Source organism: Kaistella flava (ex Peng et al. 2021) (assembly GCF_015191005.1).
Taxonomy (GTDB): Bacteria; Bacteroidota; Bacteroidia; order Flavobacteriales; family Weeksellaceae; genus Kaistella; species Kaistella flava.
The window spans coordinates 922077-946307 of the sequence record NZ_CP040442.1; the positions used below are offsets into that span (position 1 = coordinate 922077).

The window sequence follows — 24231 nt, forward strand, 5'->3', positions numbered from 1 at the left end:
TTCCATAAAAAAAAGAGCAGAAATTTCTGCTCTTTTATATTTTAATAGATTACCTAATTCTAAACTTTTTCGTCCTCCGCAATTAATCGAATTTTATCTTCCAAAATTTCAATCTTCTTATCACGGTACAAACCACCAATGGCTTTCTTGAAATTCTTCTTGCTCATTTGCAATTCGTCTTTAATTTCGTCTGGCGTAGATTTATCAGAAAGATAGATTAAACCGTAATTTAATTCTAATTTATCGATAATCATTTTCTGAAATTCATCAATATTTTCATAACCTTCTGGCTGAAGAGAAACATCGATTTTACCGTCTTCTCGAATAGATTTGATGTAACCGATTTCTTCTGACAATGGGAATAATCTTTTGTAAACATCAGAAGTATAAATCAAACCGACATATTCTTTGTTCACAATCACATTCCAGCCTAATTCACTTTCGCCAGCGATAATTAAGTTCACTTTCTCCCCTCTTTGAAAAGGCAGATTTTCGTAATGTGGATTTTTCTTATATCTCGTCGTTCCCGTAACTAAGCCTAAAACGTCATCAATATAAACTTGAACCAAATATCTTTTCCCTTCCAGGATTTTTGCGCGCTGCTGTTTGTATGGAACGAATAAATCTTTGATAATTCCCCAGTCCATAAAAGCACCAGCTGGCAAACTTTGTACACAAGTCATTACCGCAAACTCTCCTACTTCAGCGTTTGCTTTTTCGGTCGTTGCTTTTAATTTATCATCATCCTGATAAACGAATACTTCCATTTCATCACCAATTTCAGCATCTTCAGAAGCGAAAATTTTAGGCAGAAAACATCTTATACCTTCTTCATCTTCCAGAAATAATCCTGAATAATTTTTTTCTGCGATTTTTAATAATTGAGTTTTTCCGATGTTCATAATGAAGGTGACTAAAAGTAAATATTTGTAAGGTGCAAAGATAAGGTATTTTCTCAGAAATTTTCGGGAATGGTTGTTGCTATTGCTAAAGAAAAATTATATGAAATCACTCCTTCAATATAGTTCTGACCTCGACCAACTTTCAGCCGCAGAAAATAGTGATTTAGCAAAAGCGGTAAAGTCCGTAGAACAGTTTATAAAAAGTTCTTCAAAAATAAGCAAGGTTAATCATGCCACCCGCGATGCTCATTCAAAAACATATGCCACCGTAAAAGCGCGTTTAACAATATCCGAAGATTTACCTGAATTTATAACCGATATTTTCGACCAAAAGGAATACGAACTTTTAGCACGTTTCTCAAATGGAAATTTGGTTATTAATAAAAAAGGAAGAGATACTCCACTATACGGATTTTCATTAAAAATTAAAAAGGTAAAAGGTCAGGATGCGAATTTTCCTTTGGTTAATTTCCCTTTATTTCCAACGAATTCACCTTCAATATTTTTAAATTTTTTCAGATCAGTGAATACTTTTTTAGTAACGAAACAGGATAATTTTCTAGTTTCAGTTTTAGATCTACCTTCGCTGATCAAAAACAGTTTATCTCTTTTCATTTCTATGTTTTCGGTAGATGTTTTAAAGAAAATAATCAAATTTATACCGAAACGAAAAGACTTTTTCTTTTCCTTTAATTATGATGGAATTGGCTGTTATCGTCTTGGGAATTACATCATGAAAATTGGTTTAAAACCCGTCAGAAACCTTTCTGGTATTGGCGAGAACGAATCTCAGCAGGAATCGATTACAGAATTTATTTCCCTACAAGACTCAAATTTTCTCTTAACCATTCAATTGTGTGAAAATTTAGAAAATCAACCTGTCAATGATTTAATGAAGACCTGGAAAAATGCACCGGAATATTGTTTAGGAAAAATTGTAATTCCCCAGGATTCCCTTCTTGATTCTAATGATCCCGAAATTGAAAATCTAAATTTCAATCCATTTGAAAACGCTGAAAACCTACAGCCCGTTGGGAAAATTCAACAAATCAGAAAGCAAATATATGAAGCATCAATTGCGACACGAAATAAATTGAATGTCAATAAATCAAATTAATGCAAAAAAAAGAGAAGCCGAAACTTCTCTATTAATATGATCAAACGAACAAGTCGTAAATTATTTTATCTATATTTTGAAATAAAATCAGTCAGTTTATTTTTCGAAGTACTAAAATCAAAAGCATCAAAAACCAAATGATAGTTTTGGCGATCTACACATTTTACATAAAGAAGCTTTGCAATTTCCAGTTTATTATTGTCGAAATCCATCGTTTTTAATAGGCTGTAAATTTGTTGCGAAGTGAAATTTATATTTTTAGCAGTCATCGTAATCATCGACATTTTATCCTTGTCAAAACTACCATTTCTTTTTACGGACGACATAAAATTATTAAAATCCTGATTATTCATCGCATTTCCATAATAATTTCCATTTCCGTTATTCCCGTTCCAGTTCCCATTTTGATTTCCGTAAGGATTATTCCAAACATCGTCCCACTCATTAATTCCGTAAGATTGGTTTTGAACCGGATAAGTTCCTAAAAGATATAATCCTTTATTTGGAAAGAAATCCAGGACCAGTCTTGTGTACGTTTTCAGTTTCAAATTCGTTCTGTAAATCAGATAATTATTTTGATAAATTGAAATAGGAAGTGTTCCAAATTGCAAATCAAAAAATCTAAATTTCCCAGAAGAGTTACTCATCATTTGATCACCAACTTCTACGGTGTAATTTCCGTTTTGTGGAATCCTTACAAATACTTCAGAATTTCCGGAATTATAATTCCAGCGGTAATTTGTAGTATTCGTATTTCCTTTTGGATTATTGTACGTTGGCGGAGTTCTGTAATTTGAATTATCCAGAACTTTGTCATTCGTTCTTCCAGAATTGTCATTTCGTGGATTTTGCATTTCATTGGTTCTCGCTTCATTTTTCAGAAGTTCACCAGCTCGTCCAGCTTCTTGGGCAAAAACACCAAGGCTCATTAATAATAAACAAGAAGTAAAAATATTTTTCATAATATTAAATTTTAAAGGTTGTTACAGAACACTACTCTATAATGATGCCAAAAACTGCTACTATCACCTTATTTCAATGAATATATGCAAATTATTAATTAATACATTAATTGCCTCAAAACCGCTTTAACCTTCCCTAAAAATCATTATCAAAGCGAATCACACGCATAAAATATTTTTGCCATCCCGAAACTTCGGGACACGGATTTCTTTTATGTATACTTCTGACTTCAAATATTTACACAACTCTTAAACAGATTTTTACCCTTTTATTATTAATGAACTCAGTGAACAAAGAGTTATAAAAAGAAAAAATTCGTGCATTCGTGGCTTTAAAAAACCAAACAAAAAAAGAGAAGCCGAAACTTCTCTTTAAATTATTTCTGCCACGAATGCACGAATCTCTTTTTATGCTGCTTTTATACTTCAAATTAATCCTCCAAAGAATAAACACAAGATATTAAAGGAAAAAAATTCGTGTCCCGAAGTTTCGGGATGGCTTTAAAAAGTACCAAACAAAAAAAAAGAGAAGCCGAAACTTCTCTTTAAATTTATATTACAATGCAATTAATACATCATACTTTATACATTCTACTTTGTACAATTAAAAATGAATCGCTCTCTTCCCAGTCGCATCCAAAGCCGCTTCTTTCATAGCTTCAGCGTACGTCGGGTGCGCGTGAGACATTCTTGAAATATCTTCAGCACTTGCTCTATATTCCATTGCAACAACCGCTTCTGCGATTAAATCTGCCGCTCTCGCTCCGATCATGTGAACTCCAAGAATCTCATCCGTTTTTTCGTCAGCGATTACTTTGATGAAACCATCAACATCACCGGAAGCACGGCTTCTTCCTAAAGCACGCATCGGGAAATTACCCACTTTAATGGCAACACCTTCCGCTTTCAATTGCTCTTCTGTTTTACCAACAGCAGCAACTTCTGGCCAAGTATAAACAACACCTGGAATCAAATTATAATTGATATGAGGTTTTTGTCCAGCGATTAATTCAGCCACCAAAGTTCCTTCTTCAGACGCTTTGTGTGCCAACATTGCTCCTGCTACAACATCACCGATGGCGTAGATATTCGAAACATTGGTTTGTAAATGCTCGTTTGTTTTCACTCTTCCTCTTTCATCCAAATCAACACCTGCTTTTTCAACAGCAAGTCCGTCAGTGTAAGGTTTTCTACCAACAGCAACCAAAACGTAATCACCTTCGAAAACTACTTCTTCGCCTTTTTTATCTTTCGCTGTAACTTTTACGGTATCGCCATTTCTTTCAACAGACTGAACTCCCGTAGAAAGGTTGAATTTCATTCCTTGTTTGCGCAAAACTTTGTTTAATTCTTTCGACAAAGCACCGTCCATGGTAGGAATAATTTTATCCATAAATTCTACCACCGTTACTTCAGAACCTAATCTTTTGTAAACAGAACCCAATTCCAAACCGATAACTCCACCACCAATAACGATCAGGTGTTTCGGAATTTCTTTCAGATTTAATGCTTCCGTAGAAGTGATGATTCTTTCCTTATCCAAAGTAATAAAAGGAAGCGTACTCGGTTTAGAACCCGTCGCGATAATCGTATATTTAGAATCGATCGTTTCCGTAGAACCATCGTTTTTAGTCACTTTGATCTGAGTTGCAGATTCAAAACTTCCAACCCCTTCGAACACCGTGATCTTGTTTTTATCCATCAAGAACTGGATTCCTTTGGTCGTTTGGTCCACCACTTCATTCTTACGAGCCACCATTCTATTGATGTCTGCCACAGGATCGTTGATGATAATTCCGTGATTCGCGAAATTGTGTTTTGCATTTTCGAAATGTTCAGAACTGTCCAAAAGCGCTTTACTCGGAATACAACCCACGTTCAGGCAAGTACCGCCCATCGTTGGATATTTCTCAATAATTGCTGTTTTGAAACCCAATTGCGCACATCTAATTGCAGCAACATAACCACCAGGACCGGAACCGATTACGGTAACATCGAATTGACTCATATTTATCTTTTTATGATTTAATTAAAAGTAGGGCAAATTTACAAAATATTTTCGCTTTGGATGGTGTGGATTTGCAGAGATTTTCGAGACTTTTTTAGGAGCCGGGAACCTGCTTTTCGCTATATCTTTTTTGCTAGAAATTTCATTTATAAAAAGAAAATTTGAGAAAGCAAAAAAGGATGCCGCTGCAATCAGGGCTATTGATTTAAACAGTTGTGATATACATGTATATTACTACAAAACCGACAAAAAGATTGTCGGTTTTGTAGTAATAAGTAAGAAAGTAATATAATATTTTCATTCCATTCTAAAAAAAATATGTAGATTAAATTTCAATACTAAAGAGCTCAGATAAATACTTGTCCATCATCGGTGATATCATCTTATAAAGTTGTTTTTTATCTTCCGGAATGTCATTTTCAGACAATGACATGAAATGAATCACTGGCACTGGAACTTCTAAAACTTTTGAAATACTTTCAAGAGTTTCTGGACTGGGACTATAAACGCCATTAATAATTTGTGATACACTCGTTTTACTTTTCCCAATTTGTGCTGCAAGTTGTACTTGAGAAAGTCCTTTTCTCTTTAATAAGATTTTTATTACTTCTCCTAAGGTCATTCAAATAATTTTTGGATTGTTACTGCTAGATTACCAACATCCTTAAAGATGGAAATCCACTTGATTAAAATTTCAAATTTTTCTTTTTGAGTTAAATCATCACTGATTTTTTCTCTTAAATCATTTAAAGCGATTTTGACTTCCTCAGTTAATTCATAATTTTCTATGATATCACTAAGCGCATTTTTTATATATTTTGTAGACATTGAAATTTAGATTTTGAGCTGTTAATAAACTTTCTTTAACTAAGTCAAAATCTGTATTTTCTTCATCGTCGAATGTCCTAATGTTATTTTTTTGGTTCCTAATGATTTTTCGATCGTCAAAAATACCTCTACACAATGCTAAACTACGCTTAAGTTGTTTTTTTCGTAGTTTTAAACTTTCAATTTCTGAGGTTAGTATTTCTACTTCTCTTAAGATTTTAAGCTCATCATATAATTGTGTAGAAAGATTGTACTCTAATAAATTTAGCTGTTCAATCTCGCTAATAGATACGGCATTTTCTTTTCTAAAATATCCTCGAATAAGATTTAATCTTTCCAAGTAATCATGATCAACTTCTTGATCGATAAAGTAAAAACTTGAGAATCTCTCCAATTCATTTTTACGTTTTTCCGCCACTGATATTGATTCAGAAATCGTATCAATTGCATTTTGCAGTTCCCATGCTGTTAAAAAACTTTTCATATGATTTAAATATTACACAAATATAGGTAAAACTTAAACAATATACAATGTTATTTAAGTGAAGCTTTTATTTCTTATTAATCTTTTTGTATCAGTATAAATCATTCATTGCAATAAGCATTATTCTAAAAAATTTATTTTCGTTCTGTAAATAGATTTTTTTTATATTAGAAAAATGAAAAGCACAAATGATGAAAATCCCAACAATACACGGCTACATCGACAGAAGAATTTTAATCAACTTTACCGCTGATCCAAAATCAATGACGACAATAATAGTGGAAAAACTACCCTTAATATTACTGCTGTTATTTCTCTCTTGTAAGGGGCAAGATGAAAATAAAAAACAATCTGATTATCATAAAAAGTACAACTTGTTTTATGATAAAACGCAATTTGCAATTGAAAAAAAAGATTCTACCAATTTTCATAGATATTATGATTCTACAAAAATATATTTAGATACTTTGCTAACAAAACAACCAAATAGTGTGAATCTATTGAGTAAGAAGTTAGGATTATTAATTCTGAATAATGATTTAAAAGAAATGATTGGTACCTATAACTTATTGATTAAAAATGACTCATTAAATTCAGCACAAAAGCAAGATTTAAAGTTCGGTCAATTTTACTGCATGGCATTAACAGAATCAATTTTGTATAAAAAACAAATGTTACAATATTATAATGAACTACAAAGAAATCAACCAAAAATAAATATCTTGTTAAAAAATCCCGATCCATATAAGGATCAGCCTGAGATATATAAAAGAATGGGTATAAGTTATTATTTTGAGGGAAAAGAAAAAACATTACAAGATTTTGAATCTATCAGCCAGAAAATTCCATATAAATTTAAATATGATATGATAAAAGAAAACCTGAAAGATCGAATAGACTTCTTAAAAGATGGAATGGATTTTCCAATAAAATATGATTGGAAATAAATCTCCCGCGTTGCCGCACGAATCCTTTCGTACGGTAAGTAATAAAAAACATTTGATCTAAATGAAAATCCCTACAATCCACGGCTATATCGACAGAAGAATTTTAATCAACTTTACCGCTGATCCAAAATCTGTAGAGAAAATTATTCCTTTTCCTTTTCGACCAAAAATCTATAAAGACAAAGCCATTGTAGGAATTTGCTTGATCAGACTAAAAGACATTAAACCAAAAGGATTTCCTGACTTCATCGGCGTCAATTCAGAAAATGGCGCACACAGAATTGCCGTCGAATGGGACGAGAATGGTGAAACAAAATCTGGTGTTTACATTCCACGAAGAGACACTTCTCTAAAATTAAACGCATTTATTGGCGGTCGACTATTTCCGGGTAAACATTATCTGGCAAAATTCAACGTACAAGAAGCAAATGGAAATTATCACATCGACTTTAAAAGTTCCGATGAAACCGAAACATCAATTGATGCAACTGAAACCAAAGTATTTTATGAGAACTCAATCTTCAAAACATTAGAAAATGCTTCTGACTTTTTTGAAAATGGAGACCTTGGATATTCACCCAACAAAGATAAGTTTGATGGATTAAGATTGAAAGCCTACAAATGGGAAGTTAAACCGCTTGAAGTTTCAAATGTGAAAACAAGTTTTTTTGAAAATGAAGAAATCTTTCCAAAAGGTTCAGTGAATTTTGACAATGCTTTGTTGATGACGAATATTGAGCATGAGTGGAAAAGCGAGCAGGAAAAGTAAGCACACGTAAAATATTTATGGCCAATATGTTTTAATCTAAAAGAAAATTCCGCGCAACATTGTTAAGCGGAATTTTCAAAAAATCTTAAATGAAAAGACCTTATTAATTGAAAGTTACAACATCTGCGGTAATAGTACACATAACTTCTTGAACAATTCCAAACATCATAGAATTTTTTATATTTACTGTTGTGTTTGCAAGTGCTTGACCTTTTTGTAATGGATTTTTTGCAAGCATATCTTGTTTTGCTTCATCAACAAGAGATTGTCTTTTCATACCACCAATTCCAAATATATATGTCGCTGTGGAAGTTCCTGTGATACTATTCGCCGAATAGTTGAAATTATTAGAACTTAGATTAGCCGAACTTTGTAAAGTTCCATAATGACTAGAAGCACAACTTGTTAGCGCTAATGAACCAGAAATTAAAAGTCCTGTAATAATAGATTTTGTTTTCATATTGTTAAAATTATATTTTTACAAACATAATTACTATTATCTAGTAAAAAAAGTACAAAATTGTACATTTCACTAACACATACTTATTCCCTTATAAAGCAATTGGTAAGATCCACAACTACTCTACAAAAAGGTCAATCCTATCCGTCTGTTTAGACCCACTTCAAAAAGTCGAAATAAGGTAGAGAGTTGTATATTTCCTTTGCCTTTTTCAATTTTTGAAATGTAACTTTTTTTGGTACCTGTTTTTTCTGCAAGTTGTTCTTGTGTCATGTTTGCTTCTTTGCGGGCTTGCTTTAACATCTCACTGATAATAAACATTTGAGCATTTTCTTCATATTCCACTCTACTTTCAGTCCCAATTTTACCATGCTCTAATTCAATCAGTTGGTCAAAGGTTTTAATATCTGTGTAATTATCCATTTTTAATCTTTTTTATTCTTAAAATTTTCATTTTTCAATCTTATTGCTTTGTCCAATTCATTCTGCGGCGTTTTCTGTGATTTCTTCTGAAACGCATTGAACAGAATTACTAAATTCCCTTTGCCAAAACAACAGAACCTGCCTGTCGGCGGACAGGTATTCGGTAGAGATTCGATTGGTATTCAATTCTAATTTCATAAATCCCATCAGTTCCAGACAAATGTTTCAAAAATTTTCAGGAACTCTGTCAACTTGTTTGATAAGTTCGAGGACATTTTTTATTTTAGATTTTACCTTCTCACCCTGAACTTTATAAAAGTCCAAAAAGTGATTTTGGTAAAATCAATTCGCCTACTCATTGGATAAAGTTAACTCAAAAGATAACTTTATCCAAGTTTTTATAGAAAACTATTACTGGATTTAGATAAACTTTGCAAAATTTAGAAACTTAACTTTCTTATTTTTTATCTCAATTAAAAATGATGGAAAAAGATAGCGCTCCTATGGAGCGCACCTCTCTTACTAATTAATATTTTCTACAGAGATATTGCTCCTGCGGAGCAACCTTCACATGTAGTTCATCGGAAAAGAAAATAAAAAAGAGGCTATCTCAAAAATGAAACAGCCTTTATTATTCATAAACATCCCGAAACTAAAAAAAGAAGCCTGTCTCAATTTTCATTTCAGACAGACTTCTTATGATTAGAATATGCAGTTTCGCATTTGCTCTCTGCCTTTACAAGTAACGTTATAGTTCCTGTATTTACAGACAAATGCCTATTATGCTTGTGGAGGTGTTCCCTCAGCGTTTGCTACAACTACATCAATTTGGATTAAAGCATCTTTAGCCAAAGCTGATACTCCAACTGTTCTTCTTGCAGGAATTCCGCCCGGGAAGAATGTTGTATAAACTTCATCTACAACAGCAATATCCGCGATATTTTTAAGGAAGATATTTACTTTAACCACATCATCCATAACGTGATCGATACTTTCTACAATTGCCTTGATATTTTTTAAACACTGTTCAGCCTGCTCTTTTATACCGCCAGAAACCAATTCCCCTGTTTTTGAGTCCACAGGTAACTGAGCTGAAAGATGGTTGTAATGAGAAAAAGCTACCGTTTGGTTAGACAGAGAACATTTTGGTGCATTTTCAGTATTATTTGCCCAAATAACGATTCCATGTCGGTGTTCAATAGCTTGTGGAGGTGTTCCATCGCCGTGTGAAACCACCACTTCGATTTGCACCAAAGCATCCATCGGTAAAGCTGAAACTCCAACTGTTGTACGTGCAGGAACATAAGCTACAGATCTGGCAATAGCCGAATCTGGAAAGAATGTTGAATAAACTTCGTCTATAGCTTCAATATCAGCTAGGTTATTAAGGAAGATATTAACTTTAACAATATCATCAAAAGGAACGTCGATACTTTCCAAAATTGCCTTGATGTTTTTTAAGCATTGTGCAGTCTGCTCTTTTACACCACCCACTACCAATCTACCAGATTTTGGACAAATCGGTAATTGAGCTGAAAGATTATTGTAATGAGAGAAAGATACAGTTTGTGTCGATAAAGTACTTATTGGCGCATTTTCCGTATTATTTGTAAGCTTTATAAGATCGCCAGATTGTGGCGCGTTCGGAATTGTACCTTCACCGTGCGAAAGAAGTGCTTCTACCTGCACCATTGCATCCATAGGTAAAGCTGCAACTGCAACTGTAGTTCTTGTAGGAACATAGGTTGGGAAGAATGTTTTATAAACTTCGTCTACAGCGTCAACATCTTTAACATTCTTAACGAATACTGTGATTCTGACAACGTCGCTCATCACATGGCCGATGCTGTCTGCAATTGCCCTAATATTTTTAAAGCATTGCTCAGCCTGCTCTTTTATACCACCAGCTACCAATGTGCCCGATTTTGGATCGATAGGTAATTGCGCTGAAAGATTATTATAATGAGAGAAAGCTACCGATTGTGAATAAGGACCGATACTTTTTGGAGCATTATCCGTATTTTTTGCTGATACTGAATTTACTTTATTTGAACTCATTTTGTCTATAAATTTAAATAGTTAATAAGGTGAGCTACTATTTAATTTAGCTTAAATAAGGGAAATTAAGCACTATGCTCATTTGTGTATATCAAAATTACTAAAAAATATTTCCGAAGATACAAATGAGATCCAAAACTTTCAAAACCGGTGTAAATTTTAATAAATCACAAGTAGTTGTTAATAAATAATAAAAAATGCTAAGACTCCTGCTGCCAAAAGAATCCTTTCGTGTGGCATCGGTCAATAAGCCAATATTATTTTAATCATCAGACCCGAAAACAACAACAACATCACTTAAAAATCCTGTCTCGTCTGCATAGTCTTTAGCACTGCAGTAAAAGTAATCTTCTGATTTAGAAACTAAAGTCGTTTCCACAGAATTTGGTGAACTTCATCTATTTTTTGTTTGATGATATGGTTGCTCCACAATTCTATAGAATTATAAAAGGCTGCCTCAAAATTGAAGCAGCCATTATTATTTATATCAAAATATAGTTTTACCCACACTTACTATTCCCGCAATTCTTACAAGTCAAGCAACCTTCCTGATAAACCACTTGATCAGAACCACAACTTGAACATTTTCCGCCGGCTTCGGTTCCATCAGCGATGTAGCGCTTTAATGCACGTGCAACTCCGGCTTTCCAGTTGTTGATGGATTCAGAATCGAGTTCTAAACGGTTGATTAATTCAACCGCATTTTCAATCGGCATTCCGTGTCGTAAAGTACCGGAAATCAGTTTTGCATAATTCCAGAATTCTGGTTTAAACTTGTGCGAAAGTCCTTCAATCGTTGTTTTATAACCACGCTGATTCTTAAACTGGAAATCATAACGCGATTTTCCATTTTCATCCTGGTTTTTAATAATCACCCCATCATTCACCCAACGTGGAACGGAAATCCCTTCTTCATCGTCGGCCAAACCAGTGAAAATCTCGTAAGGTTTACCTTCAATTAAACCAACAAAAGCAATCCATTTTTCTTTATTATTTTGAAAACGAACCACATCTGCATTTAAAACATGCGGTCTTTTCGTAGGGAAAACAGACGTAATCATTTCTGGTTTTTCGTCTTTTTTCTCGTCTGCCGAAATCAAAACTCCGGAACGTGAACCGTCGCGATAAACCGTCACGCCTTTGCAACCCACTTCCCACGCTTTGATGTAGAGTTGATTCACCAATTCTTCCGTCGCATCATTCGGGACATTGATCGTTACCGAAATCGAATGATCCACCCATTTCTGAATCGAACCCTGCATTTCTACTTTGCTCAACCAATCCACATCATTGGAAGTCGCTTTGTAATAGGGCGATTGCTCAATAATTTTATTTAATTCCTCTTGAGAATAATTTTTGTCCGTGTCGATTCCATTGACTTCCATCCATTCTTTAAAACGGTGGTGAAAAACCAAATATTCTTCCCAGGAATCGCCAACTTCATCTACAAAATCCACGCGAATATCCTGATCATTTGGATTTACTTTTCTGCGTCTTTTATAAACCGGCATAAACACAGGTTCAATTCCAGACGAAGTTTGCGACATTAAAGATGTACTTCCAGTTGGTGCGATTGTCAATAAAGCGATATTACGTCTACCGTATTTTTTTAGATTTTCGTACAATTCCGGATCGGCATCTTTCATTCTTAAAATGAACGGATTCTTCGCTTCTCTTTTCGCATCATAAATTGCAAAAGCACCTCTTTCTTTCGCCATTTCTACCGATGAACGATAAGCCGCCAAAGCCAAAGTTTTATGAACTAAAGTGGAAAATTCATTGCCTTCTTTGCTTCCATATTGAATATTTAAAGCAGCTAACATATCGCCTTCCGCTGTAATTCCAACGCCGGTTCTTCTGCCTTCAATTGTTTTGTGACGGATTTTTGTCCAAAGATTTTTCTCTGTTGCTTTGATTTCATCACCTTCCGGATCGGATTCAATCTTCGCCAGAATCGCATCGATCTTTTCAATTTCCAAATCGATAATATCGTCCATCATTCTTTGGGCATAACCAACATGCTCTTTGAATAATTCAAAATTAAATTTCGCTTTTTTCGTAAACGGATTTTCCACGTAAGAGAAAAGATTCACCGCCAACAATCGGCAAGAATCATACGGACACAAAGGAATCTCTCCACACGGATTCGTGGAAACTGTTTCGTAGCCGATTTCTGCATAACAATCCGGCAAAGATTCATTAATAATGGTATCCCAGAAAAGAATTCCAGGTTCTGCAGATTTCCAGGCGTTATGAATAATTTTATCCCAAAGATCAGTCGCTTTTATTTCCTTTTGAAATTTCGGATTTGCACTATGAATAGGATATTTCTGAATATAATTTTCTTTATTGACAACGGCTTTCATAAATTCGTCATCGATTCGCACGGAAATATTCGCACCCGTTATTTTTCCCTGCTCCAATTTCGCATCTACAAAATCTTCAGAATCCGGATGATTTACGGACACAGAAAGCATCAACGCGCCTCTCCTACCATCTTGTGCAACTTCCCGCGTCGAGTTAGAATATCTTTCCATAAAAGGAACCAAACCCGTTGACGTCAACGCAGAATTCTTTACTGCAGAACCTTTCGGACGAATGTGTGACAAGTCGTGACCAACTCCACCGCGTCGCTTCATCAACTGAACCTGCTCTTCATCAATTTTCATAATGCTTCCGTAGGAATCACTTTGCGTTCCGCTGCCAATTACAAAACAATTTGAAAGCGAAGCAATCTGGAAATTATTCCCAATTCCCGTCATCGGACTTCCTTGCGGAATAATATATTTGAATTTTTTAATGAGATCAAAGACCTTTTCTTCCGAAAGAGCATTTGGATATTTCGCTTCAACTCTGGCAATTTCGGACGCAATTCGGTGATGCATATCATCGGGATTTTGTTCGTAAATGTTTCCCTCTGAATCTTTTAAGGCGTATTTGCTCACCCAAACTTTAGCGGCTAAATCATCACCTTCGAAATATTGTAAGGAAGATTGAATTGCTTCATCGTACGTATAAGTTTTTATTTTTTTTGCTAAGAGAGTTGATTCCATAATTAATTTTTTTGACGAAATAAATATACAGAAGTATCTTTTAATAAAAAATTGTTTGCAAATAATTTAATTCAACCATTTGTAAATCAACAAAATAAATATTTTAAAAATTATAAAAGTTCACAAAAAATAAAATTTACAATATGATTAAAATCATAAACTTAAGAAAGAATTATATATTTCCAATAAAGATTTTTTTTGCCGAGTTGTTATAAATAATAAAACGTCTATTAAGTTGAAAATATTTATTTTAATACCTAGAATAATATTCTAAAATGATTTCATTTTCTGGAAAGATATTTTTTTTCTTCAATAAATTTAAAATCACATCTACTAATTTTCTTTGTTTCTCAGTTTTTTCATTAGCAATAAATCCTACTTTAAAATTTCTATCTGAGAATAGAATACTAAAACCATAACTTGTTCCATCAATTTCGGTTCCTTCTGTTATTTGGTAATCAACAGTTGACAGATCGTTCAATGCTAATTTTATGGGAAGCAATTCTTCATTCGTTAAATTCGTGACGAAAGGATGAATTGGCTTTCTCAAAACATATTCTCTTTTACTACTTTGACCATTTGCACTTGGCGGTGCCGGCGGTTCTTGAATGTTTGGATAAATGTTTTTAAATGTTAAATATTTTTTATCAAAATTTAGAACTACTTCAGTATTCTCTTTTAATGATGGTTGAAACATAAAAGTTAATAATTCAAGATTTTTTACTTTATCAGTTTCAATACTACTTTCGACAATTTTTTTATTCTCATTACAAGAAAGAATTATTAGCAAAATTAAAATTAGAAATTTCTTCATACTATTTATGTAATGATGTTTTCTAAAACATTTTCGTACTTCTTTAAAATAAAATCTTTTGAAAACCGAGAGGAAATAGAATTTTTGATGGCTTCAGAATCATGAGCTTCTTTAAGCACAGTCAATATTTTATTTCCAAATTCCAGATGATTTTCAATATTAGAAATCTCACCATTTATTCCTGGCTGAATAATTTCAGTAATTCCACCAAGACAATTATTCACCAAAGAATAAGTTCCGCACGCTCCTGCTTCCAACAAAACATTTGGAAAACCTTCGTAACGGGAAGAGAGAATAAATAAATCTGCGAACTTCAAAAACTGATAAGGATTTTTTTGCTGTCCGTGAAAGATGACGTTTTTTAATCCCAAATCTTTTTTCATTTGATGAAGCAGTTCCTTATCTCGTCCATTTCCTAAAATATGTAGCAGAATCTTTTCATTTTTTAAATGACTGAAAACTTTTAATAAATTATCAAAACCTTTTCTGGAAGATAGATTTCCAATAGCCACAATATTTTTAAAATCATCTTTAAAAGATCCTGGCTTTTCTGAAGTTGCTAACTTTTCATCAATAAAATCAAAATCAACCGGATTATTAATCTTAATCAATTTCTCTTTTTTAATTTTAAAATTCTCAATCAGGTCATTTTGCATATCGTCGCTCTGACAAATAATCTTATCATAGTTATTGTAGAACTTATAAAAAAATCGGATTTCCTTTCGGGTAACGTGTTGCGAAACAACGTTAGTTTCTCTGGCGATGAATTTTGTCTTCGGAAAAAGTTTAATAAATAAAGCAAGATAAGCGTTCACTTCACCGAAACCACTGAAAACGACATCAGGTTTTCTCTTGCGAATTTCCTTTAAAATTGGTTTTAAAGAATGACGAATTCGGGGCGTTTTAATATCGATAATCTCAACATCATCTTTTAAAAATTCCAGATAACCTCCTTCTTTTCTTAAGAGTAGAATTTTTGGTTCAAACTTTTCGCGTGGCAAATGATTCGCAATCGTTGTTACGATTCGCTCTGCTCCGCCAGTTTCTAAATCGGGAAGTATAAAGAGGATAGAGATTTTTTTCATGTATTTTTATAAAACTTTATCAAAGATTTCAACTTTGACAAAGTGAATCTCAAATTTACAACAATTCGGGAAAGTCTTGAGAATGGTTATTTAAAATATGATTGATGATAAATTGATTGTCTTTTTGGTCAAAGAAAATATACCAAACGGTCCTTTTGTTCGCGGTATATTTTAGGTATTTATTACCATGTTTTTGAAATTTTACTGGGGAATTTTTTGAAATCGATTTATCAATATTCTGATCAATAAAATCAACAATCTTCATTGTATATTCGACCGCTGAATCTCTAAAACCAAAATAACTATTAGTATAAAGGATATCTACTAACTCACTTAATATTTCTAGTGCAGAGTCAGAATATATTGTTATTTCTCCCAAGGTAAAGAATCGATGTGTTGAATAATTCTTTTTCGGAATTCCGCAGAACTCATTCCCTTCGCAAACCTTTCGTCAAAATCATCTTTTACCGCATATTTAGATTGAGGTTCTGAAATTAATGGAATAGATTTATCCTTACTTTTTAACTCAATCAATTGTGTTAGAATATCTAAATCATCAAGATGATGAACCCAACTAATAATTTCTCTTTTAAGGTCTAGAATTGGATTTTTCATGGGTTAAATTTTTTCAATCGAAAAACAAATTTACGACAATTCGGGAAAGTCTTGAGAATGGTTATTTAAAATATGATTGATGATAAAGTGATTGTCTTTTTGGTCAAAGAAAACATACCAATATGCATGCTTATTCACTTTGTAGCTAAGGAAGTACTTACCAAATTTTCGAAAAGGTTCGGGAGCGTTTTGAGAAATTGAATTTTCAATGTTATTCTCTATAACATCGTAAATTTCGTCAATATAATTGTCAACATCTTCTAAATAACTAAAATATTGCTTTATGTAAAGTATTTTTGCAAGATGATCTAATTGAGAAATAAAGTAAGCTGAATAAATTATTTGTCCCACCATTCTCTGATTATTTTTTTTGATTCCTTTCGAGCATTTTCTGGATTTAAGCCTTTAGCAAACCTTTCATCAAAATCATCTGTCCTGGAGTATTCGGATTGAGCATCGGAAACTAATGAAGCAGGTTCATCAAAATTTTTCAAATCCAACACCTTTTGAATTGTTTCCAAATCATCAAGATTTTTGATCCATTTGATCAATTCTTTCTTAATTTCAAAAATTGGATTTTCCATCATATGAATTTTATCTCTTATCAAATTTACAACAATTCCGGAAAGTCTTGAGAATGGTTATTTAAAATATGATTGATGATAAATTGATTATCTTTTTAATCAAAAAATATATACCAGAAAGTTTGACTGTTCGCTTTGTATCGGAGATATTTCTTACCGAATTTTTGAAAAGGTTCAGGAGAATTTATGGAGATTGGAAAACTTATATAACTTTCTATATAGCCATAAATTTCATCTACATAAAGATCGCAATCGATTTTAAAACCAAAATATTCTTTAACAAATAAAATTTCAACTAACTCTTCTAAAACCTAGTGAAATTCCTCAGAAAAAATAATTACTTCTTCCAAGGTAAACTTTCTATAAACGCCTTTGTTCTTTTTCGAGATTCCGTAGAACTCATTCCTTTCGCAAATCTTTCATCAAAATCATCTTTTACGGCATATTCAGATCGGGCTTCTGAAATTAATGGAATAGATTTATCCTTACTTTTTAACTCAATCAGTTCTGATAGAATATCTAAATCATCAAGATTATTCACCCAAATGATAATTTCCTTTTTTAAGTCTAAAATTGGATTTTCCATTGAATCAATTTTTTCAATTATTTTATAATAATCTCATTTGAAATGATCTATTTTTCTTCCGAATCTATAGATTCAATATGCGCCGCAATATTTTCCAGAAGTTCGTCAGAAGTCATTCCCGCAGCAAACTGTTCATCAAAATCTTCTTTTACAATAGTTTCAGAATTGATATCTGAAATCAATGTAGATGATTCATGAACATTTTTTAAATTCAATAGCTGTTGAATGATTTCTAAATCATCAAGATTTTCGATCCATTCAATCAGCGTTTTTTTCTTTTCTAATGTTGGATTTTCCATGACACCTCATTTAATTTGCTACGTCTGAAATAAATTTAATTCGCAACATTCTTACTTCTTCATCACTTAAATCATCACCAAATTCTGCCAAAAGAACTTTCATACTGTCACTTTCAGATTCTCCCATAAAAGTCATAAACTCTTCCACAATATCTTCATCGAAATTTTCATCAACGTAATAATTGATATTCAATTTAGTTCCCTGATAAACAATCCTTTCCATTTCTTTCAAAAGATCATCCATTGAAATATTTTTGGCTTTGGCGATATCTTCTAAATCTATTTTTTTATCGGTACTCTGAATAATAAAAACTTTGTGACTGGATTTATTGGCGACCGTTTTCATCACCATATCCTGCGTTCGTTCTATGCCGTTTTCTTCAACATAATTTTTGATAAAATCAGCGAATTCTTTTCCATACTTTTTGGCTTTTCCTTCACCAACACCATATATTTTTCCAATTTCCTCAATGTTAATAGGATATTGCACCGTCATGTCTTCCATACTCGGATCCATGAAAACAGTGTAAGGCGGAATTCCGTACTTTTTCGCTACTTTTTTACGCAATTCTTTTAACTGACCAAACAGAACTTCATCTAAACCACCACCGGATTCGGTCTGAACTTTATCAGAATCCGCTTTGGTTTGCTCCAAATTATATTCTCGATCTTCAGCAATAAAGAACTCAGTCTCTTTTTTGGAAGAAAGCGCTTTGTTTCCTTTTTCAGTTAACTTCAGAACACCATAAGTTTCAATATCTTTCTGCAAGAAATTCTGCACAGAAGCTTGTCTGATAATCGATTTCCAGAAATTTTCTGTTTCATTTTTACCAATACCGAAATGTTTAGTAGCTTCTAATTTATAAGATTTCGTCACTGGATTTTCTTTACCTACAATCACAGAAATCAAATCTTTTGTTTTGAATTTCTCTTCGAGTTCCTTCACTAAATTAAGAACCAATCTCAATTCTTTAGAAGCATCTTTTAGTTTTGGTGGATTTGTAGCATTATCACACATCAACGCACCATCGCCAGTTACAGGGTCAAACTGTTCTCCAAAATAATAAAGAATATATTGTCTTCTGCTCATCGAAGTTTCGGCATAACCAACCACTTCATTTAAAAGTTGCAACCCAATTTCTCTTTCTGAAACAGGTTTCTGAGCCAAGAATTTTTCTAGTTTTTCAATATCTTTTGGATCGTAAAAAGCCAAGCAATATCCTTCACCTCCATCTCTTCCGGCACGACCAGTTTCCTGATAATAACTTTCTAAAGATTTCGGAATATCATAATGAATCACGTAACGAACATCAGGCTTATCGATTCCCATTCCGAACGCAATTGTAGCTACAATGACATCTGCATCTTCCATCAAGAATTTATCCTGATTCATCACTCTTGTCTTCTGGTCTAACCCAGCGTGATAAGGCAATGCATTAATTCCATTAACCTGAAGAACTTGAGCAAACTCTTCTACTTTTCTACGACTTAGACAGTAAACGATTCCCGTTTTTCCTTTACGGGCATTGATGAATTTTACAATTTCACGGTCGATATTAACTTTTGGTCTTACTTCATAATAAAGGTTCGGACGGTTAAAACTTTCCTTGAAAACCAGCGCATTGCTCATGCCCAAAGTTTTCTGAATATCGTCCTGCACTTTCGGAGTTGCCGTCGCCGTTAAAGCAATAACTGGAACATCCGCAATTTTATCGATAATACTTTTCAGGTTTCTGTATTCCGGACGGAAATCGTGGCCCCATTCTGAGATACAGTGTGCCTCATCAATCGCTACGAATGAGATTTTAACATCTCGCAAAAATTCCTGATATTCCTCTTTAATTAAAGATTCGGGGGCAACATATAATAATTTGGTGACACCCGATTTAATATCATCGAATACTTGTTTAGTCTGGGTTTTATTGAGCGAAGAATTAAGTACATGGGCGATCCCTTCAACAGAAGAAAGTCCGTTGATCGCATCAACTTGATTTTTCATTAAAGCAATTAATGGGGAAACTACAATTGCAGTTCCTTCAGAAATCAATGCTGGTAGCTGGTAACAAAGGGATTTCCCTCCTCCGGTAGGCATTAAAACAAAAACATCTTCACCCTTCATCAGGGTTTTTATAATTTCTTCTTGTTGACCTTTAAATTTTGAGAAACCGAAATATTTCTTTAATTCTTTTGATAAATCGGTATTTTTTATGTTCATCTTTAAATTGACATTTTTTTGAGCAGCGTTTATGGGTAGAATATCTTCATTTTCACTCTGCCTGAAAATTTAGATTTTAGGTTTAAGTTCTAAAATTTCTTTCCTAAATTTGCATAATAATCAAAGTTAATTAATTATTATCACATTAAAAAAAAATGATATTTAATTTTGAAGAACATTACATTTAATATTTTTGTATATTATAGGGAATATCCCATTTTTACACTGAATTCTGTTGAATAATGTAGAAAATAGTGCCGATTATCCTATAAATAAAATGAACCATTAATTTTATGAATAACCAAGAAATCCTTCAGCTTGCAAAAGATGCTATCTCGATTGAAATTGCTGAGCTCGAACTTCTTAAAAACCGTTTAGACGAACAATTTTTAAAAGCGGTAGACATTATTAAATCTTCAAAAGGAAAACTTATTATTGTCGGAATAGGAAAATCGGCACATGTCGGAAATAAGATGGTTGCCACTTTAAATTCAACAGGAACTCCGTCGCAATTCCTTCATGCCTCGGAAGCGATTCACGGTGATTTAGGAGTTATTCAAAAAACGGATGTCGTATTGTGTATTTCGAATTCTGGAAATTCTCCGGAAATTGTAACATTAGCTCCTTTTCTAAAAGAATATTCTTCAAGCCTCATTGGAATGACTGGGAATTTAAACAGCAAACTCGCAGAATTTTCTGATGTCGTTCTCAATACTTTTGTTGAAAAAGAAGCTTGTCCAATTAAATTGGCACCAACAAGTTCTACTACCGTTCAAATGGCTCTGGGTGATGCTTTAGCTGTTTGTTTAATGGAACTTAATGGTTTTAAAGAATCAGATTTTGCGAAATTTCATCCAGGTGGAAGTTTAGGAAAAAATCTTACAGCCAAAGTAGAACAGTTTTTATCTGCACAAAAACCACAAGTTTCTGAAGAAGCCAATTTACGGGACATCATTATTTCGGTGAGCAGTTCAAAACACGGGATTACAGTTGTCACTCACGGCGAAGAAATCATCGGAGTTATTACTGATGGTGATTTGCGTAGAATGTTGATGAGCGAACAGGATTTATCGAAGTTCGTCGCTAAAGAAATTATGAGTAAAAATCCGAAGAGCATTGATAAAAATGCGTTGGCAAAAGAAGCTATGCAGATCTTAAAAGATAAAAATATCGGTCAGTTAATCGTTACCGAAAACGGAAAATATTTCGGAATCATCGACATTCACAAATTATTGGACGAAGGAATTAACTAAAGGCTTTTACAAATTTCATTATATATCATTACGAATCCTAAAGTTTGTTGAACCTGTTTGATTAATTATAAATCAATTGATTTAAACGATATTCGCTAATAATTAATTAATTTCGCAACTTGAAAAGAATTAGTTGTTATAAAATACAACCATTATAAAATCTTAAAACAAAAATTTTCGTGAGCGAAAAAAAAGAAATGTCTTTTTGGGGACACATCGGAGAATTGAGAGCACACTTGATTCGCGCAATGATTGCAATTGTCGTTTGTGCGATTGTGGTTGGCTTTAATGTCAACTGGATCATGGATCATATTTTCTTCGGACCAACACGAAATGATTTTTTTACTTTTCGAGTAGTGAATCATTATTCGCGTGAATTACTTGGTCACGACAGTATTACACTTCCAGCGCATTTTGCGGTACAACAAAAGAAATTATTTCAACAGTTTAATGTGATGATGGCGGTATCTATCTTTGGTGGAATGGTCGCCGCATTTCCTTATTTGGTTTGGGAACTTTGGAGATTTATTTCTCCGGCACTTCATCCAAAAGAAAGAAAGAATTCTGTTTGGTTAATTAATTTTGTTTGGATCCTTTTTGCTTGTGGAATCTTATGTGGTTATTTTTTAATCCTTCCATTTGCAATCAATTTTGGTTTGCTTTTCAAAGTTTCAGATTCGATTACGCAACTTTTTGATTTAAGTGATTACACTACCCTTTTCCTTCAGATCGTTTTAGGAATGGGCGTTATTTTCTTATTTCCAGTAATTGTTTATTTCATGACGGCAATTGGAATTCTTACGCCGAAATTCATGCGAACTTACCGCCGTCACGCCATTGTTTTAATTCTGGTAGTTGCCGCGATTATTACCCCTGCAGACGTTCTGAGTATGATGATGGCAGCATTTCCACTTTTATTATTGTATGAATTCAGTATTATAATGAGTGCTTATACCTTTAAAAAAGTACAGAAAAGAAAATTAGAAGAAGAAAAAGAAAGAGCTTAATCTAAAATATTTCACAAAAAAAACACGCTTTCGAGCGTGTTTTTTGTTTTCAGATAAACTGTTTATTTTTCTACATATGCTTTTAAATTATGCCCTACGATTCCTAACCACCCTTTTTCAAAACTTTCCATTTGGAAATCTTTTCCCAAGTGATCCAGATTTTCTAAACCTTTATGAGTTAGGGTAACTTCGGTTCCGTCTCCACGTTTTTCAAGCTCCCATTTAACGATGGTTCTTTCTTTAGAAATTTCAGGATAAGACCAACTGTATTTGAATTTTTCATTCGGGATTACTTCCAGAATTTCACCTTGATGGTGGTATTTATTTGCTCCTCCGGGTTCATAAAAATTGAACTCGTTGTGCAAACCGAGCTCAAAATCCGGAATATCAAAATACCATTCTTTCATTTGCGCTTTATTGGTAATTGCGCTCCAAACCTTTTCTACTGGTGCGTTAACTCGTTGTTTAACGATTACATTCTCGTGCATAACTTTAAGTATTAATGGGTTCAACAAATTGATTACTTAAAATTAGGCAAAATTTAAACATCATTACAAGCAACATGATAAATATTTGGTTTAATTTCGCTCTTTATTTTTTCAAATTTTTACGACCTTAAAATATATTTCATGATCGTTTTTTTAATCCTCATTTTATTAATTATAGTATCAATATCGCTATTCCTAAAACATCCTAAATTTGGAAAAGCTCCGTCTGGAAAACGTCTCGAAAGAATTTTGAAATCTCCGTATTATAAGAAAGATAAATTCGATAATATTAATTTCACGCCGCAGCTTGCAGAAGATACTTCAATGCCGAAAGTGCTGTACAATTTCCTTTTTTCTAAAAGCAAAAATTTAATACCAAAGCAGAAATTCAATTTCACAAAAACCGATTTACTGAATTTAGATCCAACCGAAAACATCTATGTTTGGATGGGACATTCTTCCTATTTTCTGCAGGTTGATGGAAAAAAAATTCTTGTTGATCCCGTTTTCAGCGGAAATGCCTCACCGGTAACTTTCACCACCAAAGCATTTAAAGGAACTGATTTATATACTACAGATGACATTCCAGATTTGGATTATTTAATCATCACGCACGATCATTGGGATCATCTGGATTTTGAAACGGTGAAAAAACTTGATCCAAAAGTGAATCAAGTGATTACAGGTTTAGGAACTGGTGAACATTTAGAATACTGGAATTACGATCCGAAAAAAATTATTGAATTAGATTGGGGCGAAAATTTTGATTTAGGAAATGGGTTTAAGGTCTATGCGGAAACTGCGCGACATTTTTCCGGACGAGGTTTTAAACGAAATGAGGCAATTTGGGCGAGTTTTGTTTTTGAAACTCTCAAGCATAAAATTTATATCGGCGGTGATTCTGGCTTTGATGATCATTTTGAAAAGATCGGAACTCAATATGGAGGTTTCGATTTGGCTATTCTAGAAAACGGCCAATACAATAAAGATTGGCGATACATTCACATGCTGCCGGAAGAATTTTTAGTTGCTGCAAAAAATTTAAAAGCGAAAAGAATTATCCCCGTTCATAATTCAAAATTTGCCCTTTCACTGCATGATTGGAAAGAACCTTTAGAGAAAATCTCAGAATTAAATGAAAAAGAAAATCTCCGCTTGATCACACCGAAAATTGGAGAAAAAGTAAACTGGGAAGATGATCAGAAAGTTTACGAAAAATGGTGGGAAGCTTATCAGTAATTAAATCCTAATAAAATTTTGGTTTTTTAAATCTA

The 24231-nt window shown here is 33.2% G+C and carries 26 protein-coding genes; 6 read left to right on the forward strand and 20 right to left on the reverse strand.

Going from position 1 to position 24231, the window contains the following annotated elements:
- Positions 1 to 59: 59 nt before the first annotated feature.
- Complete coding sequence (locus Q73A0000_RS04135; RefSeq protein WP_193812821.1) at positions 60 to 902, reverse strand: S1 RNA-binding domain-containing protein; 843 nt, start codon at positions 900 to 902, stop codon at positions 60 to 62.
- A 100-nt stretch (positions 903 to 1002) separates the two neighbouring features.
- Here Q73A0000_RS04135 and Q73A0000_RS04140 point away from each other — a divergent pair, with 100 nt between their 5' ends.
- Entirely contained in the window at positions 1003 to 2019 is a 1017-nt protein-coding gene (locus tag Q73A0000_RS04140; RefSeq protein ID WP_193812822.1) for a catalase, read from the forward strand.
- A gap of 65 nt (positions 2020 to 2084) precedes the next feature.
- Here the strand turns inward: Q73A0000_RS04140 and Q73A0000_RS04145 are convergent, their stop codons facing one another.
- The 5 genes from Q73A0000_RS04145 to Q73A0000_RS04165 form a co-directional block, all read right to left on the reverse strand.
- On the reverse strand, positions 2085 to 2981 hold the full coding sequence (locus tag Q73A0000_RS04145) for a DUF4476 domain-containing protein (RefSeq protein ID WP_193812823.1): 897 nt from the start codon (positions 2979 to 2981) through the stop codon (positions 2085 to 2087).
- A gap of 604 nt (positions 2982 to 3585) precedes the next feature.
- Entirely contained in the window at positions 3586 to 4989 is a 1404-nt protein-coding gene (gene lpdA, locus Q73A0000_RS04150; RefSeq protein WP_193812824.1) for a dihydrolipoyl dehydrogenase, read from the reverse strand.
- A gap of 325 nt (positions 4990 to 5314) precedes the next feature.
- A complete protein-coding gene (locus tag Q73A0000_RS04155; RefSeq protein WP_193812825.1) occupies positions 5315 to 5611 on the reverse strand; it encodes a helix-turn-helix domain-containing protein in 297 nt (98 codons plus the stop codon).
- On the reverse strand, positions 5608 to 5817 hold the full coding sequence (locus Q73A0000_RS04160) for a hypothetical protein (RefSeq protein WP_193812826.1): 210 nt from the start codon (positions 5815 to 5817) through the stop codon (positions 5608 to 5610). The genes Q73A0000_RS04155 and Q73A0000_RS04160 overlap by 4 nt, the downstream gene beginning before the upstream one ends.
- Positions 5786 to 6301 carry a hypothetical protein gene (locus Q73A0000_RS04165; RefSeq protein ID WP_193812827.1) on the reverse strand — a complete coding sequence of 172 codons (516 nt, stop codon included), beginning with the start codon at positions 6299 to 6301 and terminating at the stop codon, positions 5786 to 5788. Before Q73A0000_RS04165 ends, Q73A0000_RS04160 begins: the two co-directional genes overlap by 32 nt.
- 188 nt (positions 6302 to 6489) lie before the next feature.
- Here Q73A0000_RS04165 and Q73A0000_RS04170 point away from each other — a divergent pair, with 188 nt between their 5' ends.
- Complete coding sequence (locus Q73A0000_RS04170; protein ID WP_193812828.1) at positions 6490 to 7248, forward strand: hypothetical protein; 759 nt, start codon at positions 6490 to 6492, stop codon at positions 7246 to 7248.
- Positions 7249 to 7309: 61 nt separating this feature from the next.
- Positions 7310 to 8017 carry a DUF2071 domain-containing protein gene (locus Q73A0000_RS04175; protein ID WP_193812829.1) on the forward strand — a complete coding sequence of 236 codons (708 nt, stop codon included), beginning with the start codon at positions 7310 to 7312 and terminating at the stop codon, positions 8015 to 8017.
- Positions 8018 to 8120: 103 nt separating this feature from the next.
- On the opposite strand, the gene Q73A0000_RS04180 is transcribed toward Q73A0000_RS04175, so the two are convergent.
- From Q73A0000_RS04180 to recQ, 13 genes are all read right to left on the reverse strand, one after another.
- Positions 8121 to 8477, reverse strand: coding sequence for a DUF6567 family protein (locus tag Q73A0000_RS04180; protein WP_193812830.1), 357 nt, complete (start codon positions 8475 to 8477; stop codon positions 8121 to 8123).
- Positions 8478 to 8600: 123 nt separating this feature from the next.
- Complete coding sequence (locus Q73A0000_RS04185; RefSeq protein ID WP_193812831.1) at positions 8601 to 8900, reverse strand: helix-turn-helix domain-containing protein; 300 nt, start codon at positions 8898 to 8900, stop codon at positions 8601 to 8603.
- Positions 8901 to 8902: 2 nt separating this feature from the next.
- On the reverse strand, positions 8903 to 9007 hold the full coding sequence (locus Q73A0000_RS16910) for a type II toxin-antitoxin system RelE/ParE family toxin (RefSeq protein WP_317174290.1): 105 nt from the start codon (positions 9005 to 9007) through the stop codon (positions 8903 to 8905).
- 673 nt (positions 9008 to 9680) lie between these two features.
- Positions 9681 to 10958: a RidA family protein gene (locus tag Q73A0000_RS04195; protein WP_193812832.1), complete on the reverse strand. Its 1278-nt coding sequence runs from the start codon at positions 10956 to 10958 to the stop codon at positions 9681 to 9683.
- Between the two features lie 500 nt (positions 10959 to 11458).
- Complete coding sequence (locus tag Q73A0000_RS04200) at positions 11459 to 14011, reverse strand: adenosylcobalamin-dependent ribonucleoside-diphosphate reductase (protein ID WP_193812833.1); 2553 nt, start codon at positions 14009 to 14011, stop codon at positions 11459 to 11461.
- Between the two features lie 250 nt (positions 14012 to 14261).
- The gene (locus tag Q73A0000_RS04205; protein WP_193812834.1) at positions 14262 to 14825 is read right to left on the reverse strand and encodes a hypothetical protein; all 564 of its coding nucleotides are present in this window, start codon (positions 14823 to 14825) and stop codon (positions 14262 to 14264) included.
- Between the two features lie 5 nt (positions 14826 to 14830).
- Positions 14831 to 15910, reverse strand: a complete 1080-nt coding sequence (locus Q73A0000_RS04210; RefSeq protein WP_193812835.1) for a glycosyltransferase — start codon at positions 15908 to 15910, stop codon at positions 14831 to 14833.
- Between the two features lie 366 nt (positions 15911 to 16276).
- The gene (locus Q73A0000_RS04215; protein WP_193812836.1) at positions 16277 to 16525 is read right to left on the reverse strand and encodes a hypothetical protein; all 249 of its coding nucleotides are present in this window, start codon (positions 16523 to 16525) and stop codon (positions 16277 to 16279) included.
- Positions 16526 to 16555: 30 nt separating this feature from the next.
- Complete coding sequence (locus tag Q73A0000_RS04220) at positions 16556 to 16879, reverse strand: hypothetical protein (RefSeq protein WP_193812837.1); 324 nt, start codon at positions 16877 to 16879, stop codon at positions 16556 to 16558.
- Positions 16864 to 17109, reverse strand: coding sequence for a hypothetical protein (locus Q73A0000_RS04225; protein ID WP_193812838.1), 246 nt, complete (start codon positions 17107 to 17109; stop codon positions 16864 to 16866). Before Q73A0000_RS04225 ends, Q73A0000_RS04220 begins: the two co-directional genes overlap by 16 nt.
- Before the next feature lie 337 nt (positions 17110 to 17446).
- The gene (locus tag Q73A0000_RS04230; protein ID WP_193812839.1) at positions 17447 to 17695 is read right to left on the reverse strand and encodes a hypothetical protein; all 249 of its coding nucleotides are present in this window, start codon (positions 17693 to 17695) and stop codon (positions 17447 to 17449) included.
- Between the two features lie 47 nt (positions 17696 to 17742).
- Positions 17743 to 17994, reverse strand: coding sequence for a hypothetical protein (locus Q73A0000_RS04235; RefSeq protein WP_193812840.1), 252 nt, complete (start codon positions 17992 to 17994; stop codon positions 17743 to 17745).
- A 10-nt stretch (positions 17995 to 18004) separates the two neighbouring features.
- Complete coding sequence (gene recQ, locus Q73A0000_RS04240; RefSeq protein ID WP_193812841.1) at positions 18005 to 20209, reverse strand: DNA helicase RecQ; 2205 nt, start codon at positions 20207 to 20209, stop codon at positions 18005 to 18007.
- 293 nt (positions 20210 to 20502) lie between these two features.
- On the opposite strand from recQ, the gene Q73A0000_RS04245 reads away from it, so the two are divergent.
- Entirely contained in the window at positions 20503 to 21462 is a 960-nt protein-coding gene (locus Q73A0000_RS04245; protein WP_193812842.1) for an SIS domain-containing protein, read from the forward strand.
- A 179-nt stretch (positions 21463 to 21641) separates the two neighbouring features.
- On the forward strand, positions 21642 to 22469 hold the full coding sequence (gene tatC / locus Q73A0000_RS04250; RefSeq protein WP_193812843.1) for a twin-arginine translocase subunit TatC: 828 nt from the start codon (positions 21642 to 21644) through the stop codon (positions 22467 to 22469).
- A 62-nt stretch (positions 22470 to 22531) separates the two neighbouring features.
- Here tatC and Q73A0000_RS04255 read toward each other — a convergent pair whose 3' ends face one another.
- A complete protein-coding gene (locus Q73A0000_RS04255) occupies positions 22532 to 22957 on the reverse strand; it encodes an SRPBCC family protein (RefSeq protein WP_193812844.1) in 426 nt (141 codons plus the stop codon).
- 141 nt (positions 22958 to 23098) lie between these two features.
- Here Q73A0000_RS04255 and Q73A0000_RS04260 point away from each other — a divergent pair, with 141 nt between their 5' ends.
- A complete protein-coding gene (locus Q73A0000_RS04260; protein ID WP_193812845.1) occupies positions 23099 to 24196 on the forward strand; it encodes an MBL fold metallo-hydrolase in 1098 nt (365 codons plus the stop codon).
- The last annotated feature ends 35 nt before the right edge of the window (positions 24197 to 24231 follow it).